Origin of the sequence: Streptomyces sp. 4N124 (assembly GCF_052245395.1) — a bacterium.
Taxonomy (GTDB): Bacteria; Actinomycetota; Actinomycetes; order Streptomycetales; family Streptomycetaceae; genus Streptomyces.
In genome coordinates this window covers 126,528-139,912 of sequence record NZ_JBQQBS010000004.1, presented here as the reverse complement: position 1 = coordinate 139,912, position 13,385 = coordinate 126,528, and the positions used below count along the sequence as shown (strand labels likewise).

Sequence of the window (13,385 nt, the reverse complement as noted above, 5' to 3'; positions counted from 1 at the left end):
GCCGATGCCGTCCTACTCCTTCGTCCTCAACGGCAAGCCGGTCACCGTCGAGGCACCGGCCGACATGCCGCTGTTGTGGGTGCTGCGCGATCTGCTGGAGGTGACCGGCCCCAAGTACGGCTGCGGGGTCGGTGTCTGCCGTGCCTGCACCAGCCATCTCGACGGCGCGGAGATCCAGCCCTGCGTCGTCCCCGTGGCCGACTGCGCGCAGCGTGAGGTCACCACCATCGAGGGCCTGGCGGACGGTGACCGGCTGCACCCCGTCCAGCAGGCCTGGCTCGACATGGACGTGGCGCAGTGCGGCTTCTGCCAGCCGGGCCAGATCATGACCGCGGCCGCCCTGCTCAAGCGGACGACCGATCCGAGCGACGCGGACATCGACCGGATCGAGAACGTCTGCCGCTGCGGCACCTACTCCCGGATCCGTGAAGCGATCAAGAAGGCTGCCGCCGAGGACTGACCGCGGCCGGCGCCGTGGTCAGGCACACCGGTTGGCGTGCCTGATGTCGAGGACGAAGCGCTCCGGGGAGTGCAGTTTGAAGGTCTTGTAGACGGGCTTGGAGTTGAAGGCGGCTCCGAAGGTGACCACGGCTTCGAAGTCACCGGTCAGGGCGAGCCCCTTGAGCTTGGGCAGATGGATCTTCAGCAGCTTGGGTCCGCGGTAGACCGACTGGCCCGCCTCGTTGTGGGCGGCCGCGGGAGAGAGCTTGATCTCGAGGAAGTACTTCCCGGCGAGCGGGACCTTCTTCCCGGAGCCGTCGTACCGGAGTTCCTTCACCGGCTTCACGGTGACCGGGGGCATGGTGCCCCGGACGTCGATGACCAGCCGGTCGTAGGTGCAGTGCCCGCCCCATCGTGCGTTGACGACGAGCGCGACGGGCGGTGCCTGGGCGGAGGCCGAGGCGGGAATCGTGGTGCCGGCGGCGGTGAGCAGGACGCCCACGGCTATGGCGGTACCTCTTGGACGGTTGAACATGACGCCCCCCGATCTTTCTCTTGAGGGGACAGAGGATTCTCATCAGTGGTGACACCCGAGTGGGGCCCAGGGTTGTGCCGCTCCCCTCAGTCGTCCGCGGGCAGTTCCACGGGCATGGCGATGACGTCCACGAGGGCGCCGCCGCGCAGTGCGGTCAGCGCGAGCGGGCGCCCGATGGCGTCCTCCAGCATCAGGCGCTGGAGCGTCTGCGCACTGGTCACCGGCTCACCGCCGGCGGTGATCAGCAGGTCACCGGTGCGCAGCCCGGAGCGGGCGGCGGGAGAGGCGGGTACGACCTCGACGATACGCAGGCCGGTGCGCCGGCCGGTCCGCTGCCGTAGCGACGGTGGCAGCGGTGCGGGGGTCCCGGCGACACCGAGACAGGCGCGGCGGACCCTCCCGTCCGAGAGCAGGGCAGCCACGATCTGGCGGCTGTTCGCGTTGATCGGGATGGCGAGGCCGAGGCCGACCTCGGCGATCGCGGTGCTGATGCCGACGACCCTCCCGTCGGCGGTGGCGAGTGCGCCGCCCGAACTGCCCGGGTAGAGCGTGGCGTCGGTCTGGACGACGTCGTCGATGATGCGGGTGGCGGCCCCGGCGCTCGTGGGCAGCGACCGCCCCAGGGCACTGACCACACCGGCGGTGACGCTGCCGGCCAGTCCGAGCGGGTTGCCGACGGCCACCACCAGCTGCCCGACGCGCAGCCCGTTGGCCTCGCCGAGCCTGGCCGGGGACGGAGTCGGACCGTCGGCGCGGATCACCGCGAGGTCGGACAGCGGATCGGCGCCGATGACGTGGAAGGGGGTGGTCGTGCCGTCGGCGAAGGACGCCGTACCGGCGTCGGAGTGCCCGACGACATGGGCGTTGGTGAGCAGGAAGCCGTCGTCGGTGAACACCACCGCGGAGCCGGTGCCGACCACGAAGCGCCCTCTGAACCTGCGGTGCGCGACGTTCACGGCCGCCACCTTCGGCGTGAGTTCGGCGGCGACCGAGGTGACGGTCAGGGAGTAGGCGTCGAGCGCGGACTGCTCCATGCCGGAGCGGTCGGGCTCGGAGACTGTCTCGGCCACGAGCGGATCCTTCCGCTGGTCCACAGGATTGATTACATGCTTACACCCTGCCCCCCGGAAAGGGGACCCCACCTCACTCCGCCGACTGCGCCGAAGTCAGCACGCCGATCTTGTCGACGCGGTGCTCGGGGTTGCCCCTGTCGTCGCGCCAGTAGTTCCCGGCCGCGTTGTCCTCGGGTGTCAGGCAGGTGGAGATGGTGATCATGGCCTGAGTGGGGCGCTCACCGGGGAGGCCCGGCACGGCTGCACGCTGTTCGGCGAGGGAGCGCGCGGAACGGAAGGAGGTTTCCCGCGTGTCGGTGATCTCGTACTCGTACCGCGTTCCGGCCGATGTGACGAAGACCCGCTCCCCTTCGTCAAGGCTCGGGAGCAGGCGCAGTGGGCCGCCGGCGGAGAGGCGGTGGGCCGTGACGAGGTAGTTGCCGATGTCGCCGGGGCCGACCCCGCCCCGCTGGCCGTACGGGCTGGCGGCGAAGCCGCGGTTCTGGATGCGTGTGCCCGGCCAGTCGTCCGTCGTGCCCTCGTACGGGACGACACGCAGGTTCTTGAGGCCGATGGCCTCGATGGTCAGCCACGCGCTCTGACGCTGGTTACCGGTCTTGGGGGCGGTGGGCCGGTCCGAAGGGGACGGCGATGAGGGCTGCGCCGACTTCGTCGCAGAGGGCGTCGTCTCCTTGGCCCGCGTGGACTCGCCGGTCGTGCCCCCGCCGCCGGAGCAGCCGAGGATCACGGCGATGCCGACGCCGGTCAGGAAGGCGGGACGAACTCGGGAGCGGGCCATGGCACCCGGGAAACGAACGAGGGCCGGCCAGTCGTTCCCGCCGCGCGCTCAGGCCCGCAACGTCGCCCACACCGCGTTGCCACCGGTGAGTCCGGACCGATCGACTCCCCAGGTCTCGGCCAGCTGATCCACCAGGAACAGTCCGCGGCCCCCCTCGTCGTCGGGGCCGGGCGCGCACGGGGGCAGACCTTGGCGGACGTGGTTGCGGTCGTGCACCTCGACACGGAGGCACCCGTCCTCGATGAGCCCGACGCCGCACAGGAAGCGTGTACTGAGGGTGTGCCGTACGGCATTGGTGGCCAGCTCGGACAGGAGCAGGACGGCGTCCGCGCACAGCTCGCCCGGAAGTTCCCACGCGGTCAGCCGCTCGCTCATCGCGCGGCGGGCCACTCCGACGCTGGAGCGGTGCGCCGGGAGTTCGAGCCAGTGGGTCCGGTCCGGGCCGACGGCGGCTAAGGACTGGGGGGAAGAGGTCGTGTTGGGGGACACGGGTTCGCCTTCCGTGGGGGGCGGGCGCCGCGAGGAGCGGAGGAAGGTCGCCGTGGGTAGCGGCGTGTACCAACTCCCCTGGGGGACATGGGAGATCGGCGGTGAAGCGCCTCGCGGGTGGCGAGACGGATCACACAAGTAACTATGCTCGCACCCTGGTTCAAGCTGCAACCGGCTCCCTGATAATTTCAGTCAGCCGGTATCGGTCTGGCCGCATCATCAAGTCACTGTCAGACTCGAACTGGTGACAGTCCCTCAGGAGGTAGGGCGTGAGCGAAGGTCGTTCGGGCACGGGCGCCACGGGTGCCCCCACCGTTCTCCGCATGATCCTCGGCCGACGGCTGCAAGAGCGCCGGCTGGGGGCCGGCGCGTCGCTGGAGGACGCCGCGAAGGCCCTGCGTGTGAAGCCGCTGACCATCCGCAGGCTGGAGAAGGCCGAGGTCGCTCTCAAGCCGCTCTACGTGGAGAAGCTGCTCGAGACCTACGGGGCCGACCGGCAGGAGATCGACGAGTTCGTCGTCCTCGCCGAGCGGGCCAACGAGCCCGGCTGGTGGCATGCGTACCGCGATGTGCTGCCCAACTGGTTCAGCGCCTACGTGAGTCTGGAGACCGGCGCCAAGACCTTGCGCACCTATGAGCCGCACTACGTCACCGGGCTGCTGCAGACGGGCCGGTACGCACGAGAAGTGCTGAGCGGGGGTTTCCCGGGCGCCGGCGACGAGGACCTGCAGCGCAGAGTGGACCTGCGGTTACGTCGCCAGGGCCTGCTGGAGAGACCCGACGCACCCACGCTGTGGGTGGTCATGGAGGAAGCCGTACTGCACCGGGTGGTCGGCGGCCCCGAGGTCATGCGGGAGCAGATCGACCGGCTCCTGGAGGTCTCGGAGTGGGAGCACGTCAGCGTCGATGTCGTGCCCTTCGCCGCCGGTGCCCATGTCGGGGTGTGCGCCCCGTACACGTATTTCCGGTTCGAGGAGCCGGAACTGCCCGACATCGTCTACACGGAGATCCTGTCCGGTGCCATGTACCTGGACCAGCGCTCCGATGTCGCGGCGCATCTCGAGGCGCACAACCGCATGTCCCTGCTGACGTCCGACGCGGACAGCAGGGCACTCCTGAACCGCATGCGCAAGGAGTACTCATGACGACCATCGATGGTCACGTCTACAACGGAATGCCCGCGTCGGACCTCGGCGAGCAGGGCTGGGAGTCTCCGTGGAGCGGCCCCAACGGGGGCCAGTGCGTGCAGACGAAGCAACTCGCCGACGGCCGCGTGGCGCTGCGGCAGTCGACCGATCCCGCCGGTCCCGCGCTGATCTACACCCCGGCCGAGATCGCCGCGTTCGTCGCGGGAGTCAAGCGCGGCCTCGCCGACCATCTGGCCGCCGGCTGAACCCTCTCACCAGCGGGAAGGACCCGAGCCGCCCCGGCCACGACCTGCCCGACGCCCCCACGCACAACTCCGAAAGGGACAGGATGACCAACCCCCACGCCGCCCGGGACATCGACACCAGCAGGCCCCACTCTGCCCGGATGTACGACTACTACCTCGGCGGCAAGGACCACTTCGAGGTGGACAAGAAGGCGGCCGAGACCGTGGCGGCGGCCTACCCCGGCATCTTCGTCTGCGCCCGCGAGAACCGCGCCTTCATGCACCGCGCCACCCGTGTCCTCGCCCAGGAGCACGGCATCCGCCAGTGGCTGGACATCGGCACCGGCATCCCCACCGAGCCGAACCTGCACCAGGTGGCCCAGTCCGCGGTCCCCGAGGCCCGCGTCGTCTACGCCGACAACGATCCCCTCGTCCTCAAGTACGCCGAGCGCCTGATGCGCAGCACGCCCCAGGGCCGCACCACCTACATCGAGGCCGACGTCAACAGCCCGGACGCGCTGCTGAGCGCCCCCGAGCTGGCCGAGGTCCTCGATCTGGACCGGCCCGTGGCACTGTCCCTCAACGCCCTGATGCACTTCGTCACGGACGCCCAGGACCCGTACGGCATCGTGAACCGTCTGCTGGCCGCTCTCCCCTCGGGCAGCGCGCTGGCCCTGAGCCACTGCACACCCGACTTCGATCCGGACACCTGGCAGAAGGTCACCGACATCTACACCAATGCCGGCACGCCGGTGCAGTTCCGCGCCCAGAAGGACGTCGCCCGCTTCTTCGACGGCCTCGACCTGCTGGAACCCGGCATCACGGTCGGCCACCGCTGGCGCCCGGACGACGAGCCCAGTGCCTCGGACGCCGAGGTCAGCCTGTGGACCGGGGTGGGCATCAAGCCGTAACTGTGCGGCGAGCGGCACGGCTGTGGTGGATTCTGTAGCCGATGCCGATCGTGTGTGCCGTCGCCGTCCTGGCCGTCGCGAACCTGCTCAACAACTGGCTCGCGCGGAATCCCGTCATGTACGTGATCACCTGCGTGACCGCCACGGCCGTCCTGCTGATGATCGCCCGCTGGGACGGTCTCACCCCGGCCGAGCTGGGACTGGACAAGGCGGGGATCCGCCGGGGACTGCGATGGGCCCCTGTCCTGGCGGGAGTCGTGCTCCTGGTCCTGCTGGTCGCCCTGGCGGTTCCGGCGGGCCGGGAGGCGTTCCGGGACGCCCGGGCGGCCGATCTGTCCGTGGGACGGCTGCTGTGGGGCGTGCTGGTACGGGTGCCGTTCGGCACCGTGCTGCTGGAGGAGGCCGCGTTTCGTGGCGTGCTGTGGGCCATGATCCGGCGCCGCCGCGGCACCGTGTGGGCCACGACGGTGTCATCGCTGCTGTTCGGGCTCTGGCATCTGCTGCCTTCCCGCGGCCTCAACCGTTCCAATGCCGCTGTCGGCGCGGCGTTCGGGGAGGGCTCGGCAGCCGTGGCGGCAACCGTCGCCGTGGCCATCGCCGTCACCGCCGTCGCGGGGGTCGTCCTGTGCGAGTTGCGCCGTCGCTCGGGCAGTCTCCTGGCGCCCGTCGCCCTGCACTGGTCGGTCAACGGCTTCAGCTACGCGCTCGCTTGGGCGGCGGCACGGTGGTGGCTCGACGGCTGACAGCCCTGCCCTCGGCGGATTCCTGAGGGCAGGGCTGGTCGGGCGGCTTCGGGCTCGGCCTCGGCCGAGTCACCGAGACCGGCGGGCAAGGCGCCGCGCAAGCAGGGGAATGATCACGGCAGCGGCCACGACGTGCGACACGGCCAGGACGATCTGGGTGGAGGTGGCCGTGTGCGGGGCGGCTGCGGGGCCGACAAGGGACAGCGCCGTGAGCGCGACCGTGATCACCACGAACGTACGGGCGGGACGCTTGGCCCAGCGGGCCAGGACCACAGCCAGGACGATCCCGGCGACCGCCCAGAACAGCACGCCGCCGGCGAAGCCGCCCACCGGGATCTCCGCGGCCTCCTTCGCGCCGGGACTGGCCGCGTCCATCGGGACGCCCGCCGCCCGGCAGACGAGGCCGAACACCTCTGTCACGACGGCGCCCGCGAGGGTCGCCAGGACACCCACCAGCCACACGGGGCGTGTGTCGGCAGAGCGGGTCGTGGACGGGGACTGGGCGAGGGTCTGGGTCTGGGGCGCGGTCACGCTCATGGGAAGGTCTCCTGTTCGGGTTCGGTATGCCTTTCATGGAGTTAGACCGCGCGACACCGCAGAACTAAGCGGTCACCGGGGCAAGTTCTGCGAAGTGCGTACGTAGTCGAAGCGTGCGGTGGCTCCGGCCGTGTTCAGGGAGACCAGGCCGATCCTGAGCGGCTGCTCGTCGGGCAGCGTCCACACCCCGGTCCAGGTCCAGTGCCGCCCGTCCGTGCTCGTGGCGGCCCGCACCTCGTGCTCGTCGTGGGCGGAGTCGGCGTGGTACGACAGGCGCATCCACACCGTGTCCGCGGCAGGACCGCCGAACATCGGGCCGTACGCCACCGGTGTCGGCGGCGTGGTGGTGGGGCGTGCGCCCTCCTTGCCGAACTCGGTGACGTGGGTGACCTTGCCGCCGGTGTGGCTCAACGGCAGCACGGAGTGCACGAGTTTGACGTACCGGTCGTCGCTTCCGTACAGCACGAGGCCCGCCTGCTGGTTGGCCGGTCCGGAGGTGAGCCGGAGCTTGGTCTCCACGGTGAAGTCGCCGGGAGGTGCGGGCCGGGTGAGCACGGAGGCGGTGTTGGTGCCGAGGTAGAGCTCGGCGTTCTGGGTCGGCCAGGACAGCACCCCGTCGCCGGTCGCGGCTCCGGCGGCCGGGCCGCGGACCCAGGTCCACTCGGGCGACAGGGAGGAACCGTCGAACTCATCGCTGTGGGCGGGCAGTTGGCGTCCCGGGCTCGGGGCGGGCACGCGGGCGGTGACGGGTGTGTGGAGGCGGGCGGCGCCCACGTTGTCGGCCTGCGCACCCGTACCGCGGGCGGCGATGCCGACCTTGCCCGCACGTGCCGCCGCCGCGGGCAGGGTGCGCGTCTGCGTGGCCACGGCGTCGCGCAGCCGGTCGGCGCTGACCTCGACGGTCAGCCGGGTGCCGCGGATCTCGGCGGCGACGTTGCGCCAGGCGCTCCACCGGAAACCGGACGGGAGGGCCGTCACCTGCTCGCCGACGCTGACGCCTTTCATCCGTACGTCGGTGACCAGCGCGTTCCGGTCCTTGTCCAGCCAGGCGACGACATGGTTGTCCGGGTCCACGTAGTCCACGAGGAGCCCGGCGGCTCCGAACGCGGACGTCACACGCAGGTCGGCCTCGGCGCGCAGGGCCGCGGGGGCGGTGCGGTCCGACACCAGGCGGGCGGAGGTGCCGCCGGTGGGGGTGACGAAACCGCCCGCGTCCTGTTCGGTCCTTGTCACCCAGCCGCCCTCGCCGTGCCAGCCGGACAGCGAGCCGTCGTTGAAGGTGCTGCCGACGTCCCAGGTGGTGACCGGCGCCCGCTCGGCACCCTCCGACGGGCCGGCGCCGGCCCGCACGACCGGCCAGCCGTCGATCCAGTCGAGCCGGTCGATGAGCATGGGTCGCTTGCTGAGCGTGCGGTCGATGCCGGGCACGGGCTTCAGGTCCGGATCGTCCGCCGGGATGGCGTGGTAGACGAGCCAGTCCTGGCCCGACAGATCGGTCTGCAGGGCGTTGTGTCCCGGCCCGATCCACCGGTTGCCGCTCGCGCCGAGCACCACTCCCCCCTTGCTGGTGGGTGCCATCAGGTCGACGCCCCGGTCGTCGGTGAAGGGGCCGGTGGGACTGGTGGCGCGGCCGACCTTGACCTGGTAGCCGCTGTAGGCGCCGTCGCAGCACCCCGCGTCCGAGTAGAAGAGGTAGTAGTAGCCGCCCCGCCGGACGACGAACCCGCCCTCCATACGGCGTCCTTGGGCGACCTGGGTGACCGGGCCCTCGATCCGCGTGCGGTCGCCGTTCATCCGCGCCACGCAGATCGTGTCGTAGCTGCCCCAGTAGAGATACGGCTGTCCGCCCACGTCCGTGAACTGGGCCTGGTCGATGTCGCCGGTGGCGCAGCCGCTCGCGGCGGGCAGGACGGCGCCCCGGTCGGTCCACGGTCCGGTGGGCGTGGGCGCGGTGGCCACGCCGACGGTGTCCTGGCCCGGCACCGAGTAGAAGAGGTGGTAGCGGCCGTCGGTGTAGCGGATGTCGGGTGCCCACAGCCGGGAGCCCTCGTGCCAGGCCGGCTGGGTCTCGGGCGTGAACACCTCACCGGCGTACTCCCAGTGCGTCATGTCCGCCGACCGCAGGATCGGCAGCATGCGTTCACCGGTCTCGCCCTTGCTCTGGAAGACCGGGTTCTGGGTGCCGTAGGCGTACCAGTAGCCGTCCTTGCCGCGGATCATCACGGGGTCGGGGAAGGTGTCGACGACATCGGCGGTCACGGGGTTCTGATAGGTGGGCGGCTGGGTTGTCGCGTTGCCGGTGGGCGACAGGAGCGCGGCGAGGAGCACGCCGGACAGCGTGGCGAGGGTTTTGCGTCTGCGACTCATGCGGGAGTGACCTCTCTGCTCGAAGCTATTCGAAGGAGCTCAGGGTCGGGTCGTGGTCCAAGGCGCCGATGTCGACCATCGATGTCATCCAGTGATAGAAGTTGTCGCCGCGCTCGCGGAGCAGGTCGTAGAGGCGGCGCATCAAGCGGCGGCGCACATCGGCCAGTTCGGGACGGTCGTACCGGTTGACGAGTTCGTGCGGGTCGGCGCGCAGGTCGTAGAGCTCGTTGACCGACTCCGGGTTGACGACGAGCTTGTAGCGGTCGTCGCGGAGCATGCGCTGCGGGTAGGGGAAGTGGTGGCCGTGGAACTCCGCGAGCAACTCGGCGGGCCACTGCGGGTGTTCGCCGCGCACCAGGGGCAGCAGGCTGCGGCTGTCGGTGGCGGGTGAGGTGTCGCAGCCCGCGAGGTCGAGGATGGTCGCGGTGCAGTCGGTGAGGGTGACGAACTCCTGCCGTACTTGGGGTGGTTGGCCGGGGACCCGGATGATCCCGGGGATGCGGTAGATGTCCTCGTACATCGCCGGGCCCTTGTCGTGCAGCCGGTGGGCGCCGGTGAACTCGCCGTGGTCCGCGGTGAAGAAGACGGATGTGTCGTCGGTGAGGCCGAGTTCGTCGAGGCGGGTGAGGATCCGGCCGATCTGTGCGTCGATGAGGGTGACGTAGCCCCAGTAGACGGCGATCAGCTTGCGGGTGGCCTCCAGCGGCATGGTGTCGAAGGCCCAGTGGGCGCTGTAGTTGCGCTGCACCGGGGGTTTGCCCTCGAAGGTCTCGGCGATCGAGGGCGGGAGTTCGACGAGTTCGGGGTCGTACAGGTCGTAGTAGGCGTCCGGCAGCAGGTAGGGCAGGTGCGGGCCGAAGAAGTGGGTGGCCAGGAAGAACGGGCGCCCGTCCGCCGCGTACTTCTCCAGCTGCTCGATGGCGCGGGTGGCGAGGTAGTGCTCGAAGGTGGCTTCGACGGGCTGTTGGAGGCGGGCGGCCAGCAGGTTGCCGGGGTTGCCGTTGGGGGTGGTGCCGCGTACCGGCTCGGTGATGCGGTACGGCGGCAGGTTCCGCTCCTCCAGGTAGGCGAGGTAGTCGGGGTGGTCGACGGGGTTGTGCCAGCCGGGCAGGTCGGGGCCGTCGAAGCCGTACGAGGCGGCGCTTCGGTGGGTGCCGACGTGCCACTTGCCGATCAGGCCGAGCTGGTGGTCGCGTTCGGCGAGGGCGGCGGGGTAGGTGAAGGCGTCCTCGCGCAGGTCCTCCAGGTAGCCCACGTTGCGTTCGTAGTTGGCGAGCAGCCGGTGCCGGAACGGGGCCTGGCCGGTGAGCAGGCTGGCACGGGCCGGGGCGCAGATGGCGGTGGGCGTGTAGAAGCGGTCGAAACGGGTGCCGGTGGCCGCGAGCCGGTCGAGGTGGGGGGTGTTGATGTGCGGGTTGCCGTAACAGCCCAGCGTGTCGACGCGGTGCTGGTCGGTCATCAGGAACAGGACGTTCACCGGGTGGCCGCCTTCGTGTAGACGTCGGCCGTGTAGAAGGTGTCGGCGGCGGGCGCCTGCCCCAGCTGTCCGGTGCGGGCGAAGAAGTCGCTCATGCCGTCGAGCCACTTGCCGACGGTCCCGTCCTTCGTCTTGGCGACGAGGTCGGCGGTCGTCATCGTCTCCACGTTGTCGGCATCCGCCTTGACCTTGTCCTCGGGGACCTTCAGCAGCTTCGCGGCGAGGGAGACCGACTCCTCGGGGTGCGCGGCCCGCCAGTCGTTGGCCTCCTGCAGCACCTTGACGACCTTCTCGTTGGTCGCGGGCTCGACCTCGTTCCCGGCGACGAAGGCGGTGGGGAAGCTGCCGCCGATCTCACGGGTGCTCGCCACCTCGACCAGGCCGGGCACCTTCTCCTTGATGGTGGCGATGAGCGGATACCAGATCCCGGCGCCGTCGATCTGTCCGGACGCGAACGCGGAGACGACGGTGGGCGCGTCCATCACCACCTTGTCGATGTCGTCCATCGTCATCCCGGCCTGCTGCAGCGCCAGATTGAGCACCATCTCGCCGGACGTCCCCTCGGGCACGCCGACCTTCTTGCCCTTCAGGCCGGTGAGGGAGGTGATGCCGGGCTTGGCGATGACCCGGTCCGCATACGTCAGCGTGTTGATCGCGACGATCTTCGACTTGCCGGACGCGGGCAGCCACATGGCACCCGGGCCGATATAGCCGTAGTCGAGATTTCCGGTGCCGAGCGCCTGGATCTGGATCGGCCCGTTGACGAAGGTCTTGTACGAGGCCGAGATGCCGTGCCTCTTCCACAGCCCCCGCTCGTCGGCGATGGCCAGCAGGCTCGCCCCGTTGTAGTCGGCGATGTAGCCGAACCGGATGCCCGCACCGCTGCCGGAGTCGGAGTCGGACGAGCCACATGCGGACACGGAAAGCGAGAGTGAGGTGACGGAGAGTGCGGATATGAAGCCACGTCGGGTCATGCTCATGACATGCGATTCCTTTGAACGTCCTTGAGTGATACGGGAGTTCAGGCAGCCGGTGCCTGGTGGTAGACGGAGTGCCAGACCTCGTTGCGGATCCGGGCGAACTCCGGCGACAGCCGCAGTTCCTCGGTCCGCGGATACGGCAGATCCACGTCGACGATGCGGTGGATCCGGCCCGGCCGGGCAGCCATGACGACGACGCGGCGCGCCAGATAGACGGCTTCGTCGACATCGTGCGTGACGAACATGACCGTGCGTTTCTGTCGCGTCCACGTCTCAAGCAGCTGGTCCTGGAGCTGCACCCGGGTCAGTGCGTCCAGCGCTCCGAACGGCTCGTCCATGAGCAGCACTTCGGGGTCGACCGCGTACGCGCGAGCGATCGCGCACCGCTGCTTCATCCCGCCGGAGAGCGTCTTGGGCAGGGCGTCGGCGAAGTCGGAGAGCCCGACCAGGTCGATCGCCTGCTCGACGCGCCGCTTGCGCTCGGAAGCCGGCAGGGAGGTGAGTTTGAGCCCGAACTCGACATTGCCGCGGACCGTGAGCCAGGGAAAGAGCGCGTACTGCTGGAAGATCACACCGCGTTCGGGACCGGGCCCGGTGACGGGCGCGCCGTCCACGAGGACCTGACCCGCCGTCGGTTCGTCCAGTCCCCCGGCCAGGTTGAGCAGCGTCGACTTGCCGCAGCCGGACGGCCCGACGACCGTGACGAACTCCCGGTCTCCCACGTCCAGCGAGACCTGGTCGAGGGCAGTGAAGTCGCCGCCCTTCATGGGGAACGTCCGGACGACGTCCCGGAAGGCGATCTTGGCCTGTGCGGTGGCGCCCTGTGCGGTCGCCTTGTGGAGGTCCGTGCTCATCGCCGCTCCTGCCATCCGGTCAGACGCCGTTCGGCGAGCAGCAGCAGCCGGTCCATGAGGAGCCCGATCACGCCGATGGTGACCAGGCCGACGAAGATCGTGGGGATGTCGTAGTAGGTCTGGGCGTGCATCATCTCGTAGCCCAATCCCTTGTCGGCGGCGATGAGTTCGGCGGCCACGACGGTCGCCCAGGCGGCACCGAGGCCGATCCGCATGCCGACGAGCAGGAACGGGGTGGCCGCCGGGATCACGACCTTGAGGAAGATGACCCGGTCCCGGGCGCCGAGCACACGGGCGGCGTTGATCAGTGTTCGGTCCACGCCGATCACGCCCTGGAAGGCGGCCACCACGCTGGAGAGGAACGCCGCCAGGAAGATGACGAAGATCTTCGGTGTCTCGCCGATGCCCATCAGCACGATGGCCAGCGGGATGATCGCCAGCGGTGGGACGGTGCGGAAGAACTGGACGTACGGTTCGAGCAGGCCGCGGGCCACCGGGTACCAGCCCATCAGGAACCCGACCGGAACGGCGAGCAGGGTGCCGAGCGCGAATCCGAGGAACACCCGGCGCAGACTGGCCAGCGCGTCCTCGACGAGGGTGCCGTCCTTCAGCAGGTCGACGGCCCTGGAGCCCACGGACAGCGGGCCGGGGACGTCCACGAGGCCGGTCGAGGCGGCCACGGCCCAGACGGCGACGCCGACGACCAGGGCGATCAGGTTGAGCAGGAGTGCGGGGACGGTCCGCCTGCCGCGGCGGGGCGCGGACGTCGTGGGGGTCTTGTCGGGCGCGGTGATCACGGCCATGGCGGCCTCGCCCGGTCGAGGGGTG

General features: G+C 70.0%; 15 protein-coding genes. 5 read left to right on the top strand and 10 right to left on the bottom strand.

Annotated features, from left to right (window positions below):
- Positions 1–4: 4 nt before the first annotated feature.
- Positions 5–460, top strand: a complete 456-nt coding sequence (locus ACTWQO_RS05830) for a (2Fe-2S)-binding protein (RefSeq protein ID WP_443236129.1) — start codon at positions 5–7, stop codon at positions 458–460.
- 18 nt (positions 461–478) lie between these two features.
- On the opposite strand, the gene ACTWQO_RS05825 is transcribed toward ACTWQO_RS05830, so the two are convergent.
- The 4 genes from ACTWQO_RS05825 to ACTWQO_RS05810 all read right to left on the bottom strand — a co-directional run bounded on the left by ACTWQO_RS05825 (position 479) and on the right by ACTWQO_RS05810 (position 3,316).
- Positions 479–976: an AMIN-like domain-containing (lipo)protein gene (locus ACTWQO_RS05825; protein ID WP_443236128.1), complete on the bottom strand. Its 498-nt coding sequence runs from the start codon at positions 974–976 to the stop codon at positions 479–481.
- Between the two features lie 86 nt (positions 977–1,062).
- Positions 1,063–2,046: a S1C family serine protease gene (locus ACTWQO_RS05820; protein ID WP_443236127.1), complete on the bottom strand. Its 984-nt coding sequence runs from the start codon at positions 2,044–2,046 to the stop codon at positions 1,063–1,065.
- A gap of 73 nt (positions 2,047–2,119) precedes the next feature.
- A complete protein-coding gene (locus ACTWQO_RS05815; RefSeq protein WP_443236126.1) occupies positions 2,120–2,827 on the bottom strand; it encodes a class E sortase in 708 nt (235 codons plus the stop codon).
- A gap of 48 nt (positions 2,828–2,875) precedes the next feature.
- Positions 2,876–3,316 carry an ATP-binding protein gene (locus tag ACTWQO_RS05810; RefSeq protein WP_443236125.1) on the bottom strand — a complete coding sequence of 147 codons (441 nt, stop codon included), beginning with the start codon at positions 3,314–3,316 and terminating at the stop codon, positions 2,876–2,878.
- A 269-nt stretch (positions 3,317–3,585) separates the two neighbouring features.
- Between ACTWQO_RS05810 and ACTWQO_RS05805 the strand changes: the two genes are divergently transcribed.
- From ACTWQO_RS05805 to ACTWQO_RS05790, 4 genes are all read left to right on the top strand, one after another.
- Complete coding sequence (locus ACTWQO_RS05805) at positions 3,586–4,461, top strand: helix-turn-helix domain-containing protein (RefSeq protein ID WP_443236124.1); 876 nt, start codon at positions 3,586–3,588, stop codon at positions 4,459–4,461.
- Positions 4,458–4,709, top strand: coding sequence for a DUF397 domain-containing protein (locus tag ACTWQO_RS05800; RefSeq protein ID WP_155059665.1), 252 nt, complete (start codon positions 4,458–4,460; stop codon positions 4,707–4,709). The genes ACTWQO_RS05805 and ACTWQO_RS05800 overlap by 4 nt, the downstream gene beginning before the upstream one ends.
- An 83-nt stretch (positions 4,710–4,792) precedes the next feature.
- Positions 4,793–5,599, top strand: a complete 807-nt coding sequence (locus tag ACTWQO_RS05795) for an SAM-dependent methyltransferase (protein ID WP_443236123.1) — start codon at positions 4,793–4,795, stop codon at positions 5,597–5,599.
- Positions 5,600–5,640: 41 nt separating this feature from the next.
- Entirely contained in the window at positions 5,641–6,342 is a 702-nt protein-coding gene (locus ACTWQO_RS05790; protein WP_443236122.1) for a lysostaphin resistance A-like protein, read from the top strand.
- Between the two features lie 69 nt (positions 6,343–6,411).
- Here ACTWQO_RS05790 and ACTWQO_RS05785 read toward each other — a convergent pair whose 3' ends face one another.
- The 6 genes from ACTWQO_RS05785 to ACTWQO_RS05760 all read right to left on the bottom strand — a co-directional run bounded on the left by ACTWQO_RS05785 (position 6,412) and on the right by ACTWQO_RS05760 (position 13,360).
- Positions 6,412–6,879, bottom strand: coding sequence for a DUF6069 family protein (locus ACTWQO_RS05785; protein ID WP_443236121.1), 468 nt, complete (start codon positions 6,877–6,879; stop codon positions 6,412–6,414).
- Between the two features lie 72 nt (positions 6,880–6,951).
- A complete protein-coding gene (locus ACTWQO_RS05780) occupies positions 6,952–9,246 on the bottom strand; it encodes a family 43 glycosylhydrolase (RefSeq protein WP_443236120.1) in 2,295 nt (764 codons plus the stop codon).
- Between the two features lie 25 nt (positions 9,247–9,271).
- Positions 9,272–10,723 (bottom strand): sulfatase-like hydrolase/transferase, encoded by a 1,452-nt coding sequence (locus ACTWQO_RS05775; protein ID WP_443236119.1) that lies wholly within the window; start codon positions 10,721–10,723, stop codon positions 9,272–9,274.
- Positions 10,720–11,703 (bottom strand): aliphatic sulfonate ABC transporter substrate-binding protein, encoded by a 984-nt coding sequence (locus ACTWQO_RS05770; RefSeq protein WP_443236118.1) that lies wholly within the window; start codon positions 11,701–11,703, stop codon positions 10,720–10,722. Before ACTWQO_RS05770 ends, ACTWQO_RS05775 begins: the two co-directional genes overlap by 4 nt.
- A 41-nt stretch (positions 11,704–11,744) precedes the next feature.
- Positions 11,745–12,557, bottom strand: a complete 813-nt coding sequence (locus tag ACTWQO_RS05765; protein WP_443236117.1) for an ABC transporter ATP-binding protein — start codon at positions 12,555–12,557, stop codon at positions 11,745–11,747.
- Entirely contained in the window at positions 12,554–13,360 is an 807-nt protein-coding gene (locus tag ACTWQO_RS05760) for an ABC transporter permease (protein WP_443236116.1), read from the bottom strand. Before ACTWQO_RS05760 ends, ACTWQO_RS05765 begins: the two co-directional genes overlap by 4 nt.
- Positions 13,361–13,385: the final 25 nt, after the last annotated feature.

Coding starts and splice junctions, on each gene's coding strand:
- ACTWQO_RS05765 (WP_443236117.1), bottom strand. CDS start 12,557: ATGAGCACGGACCTCCACAAGGCGACCGCACAGGGCGCCACCGCACAG.
- ACTWQO_RS05780 (WP_443236120.1), bottom strand. CDS start 9,246: ATGAGTCGCAGACGCAAAACCCTCGCCACGCTGTCCGGCGTGCTCCTC.
- ACTWQO_RS05830 (WP_443236129.1), top strand. CDS start 5: ATGCCGTCCTACTCCTTCGTCCTCAACGGCAAGCCGGTCACCGTCGAG.
- ACTWQO_RS05770 (WP_443236118.1), bottom strand. CDS start 11,703: ATGAGCATGACCCGACGTGGCTTCATATCCGCACTCTCCGTCACCTCA.
- ACTWQO_RS05790 (WP_443236122.1), top strand. CDS start 5,641: ATGCCGATCGTGTGTGCCGTCGCCGTCCTGGCCGTCGCGAACCTGCTC.
- ACTWQO_RS05795 (WP_443236123.1), top strand. CDS start 4,793: ATGACCAACCCCCACGCCGCCCGGGACATCGACACCAGCAGGCCCCAC.
- ACTWQO_RS05785 (WP_443236121.1), bottom strand. CDS start 6,879: ATGAGCGTGACCGCGCCCCAGACCCAGACCCTCGCCCAGTCCCCGTCC.
- ACTWQO_RS05760 (WP_443236116.1), bottom strand. CDS start 13,360: ATGGCCGTGATCACCGCGCCCGACAAGACCCCCACGACGTCCGCGCCC.
- ACTWQO_RS05815 (WP_443236126.1), bottom strand. CDS start 2,827: ATGGCCCGCTCCCGAGTTCGTCCCGCCTTCCTGACCGGCGTCGGCATC.
- ACTWQO_RS05825 (WP_443236128.1), bottom strand. CDS start 976: ATGTTCAACCGTCCAAGAGGTACCGCCATAGCCGTGGGCGTCCTGCTC.
- ACTWQO_RS05800 (WP_155059665.1), top strand. CDS start 4,458: ATGACGACCATCGATGGTCACGTCTACAACGGAATGCCCGCGTCGGAC.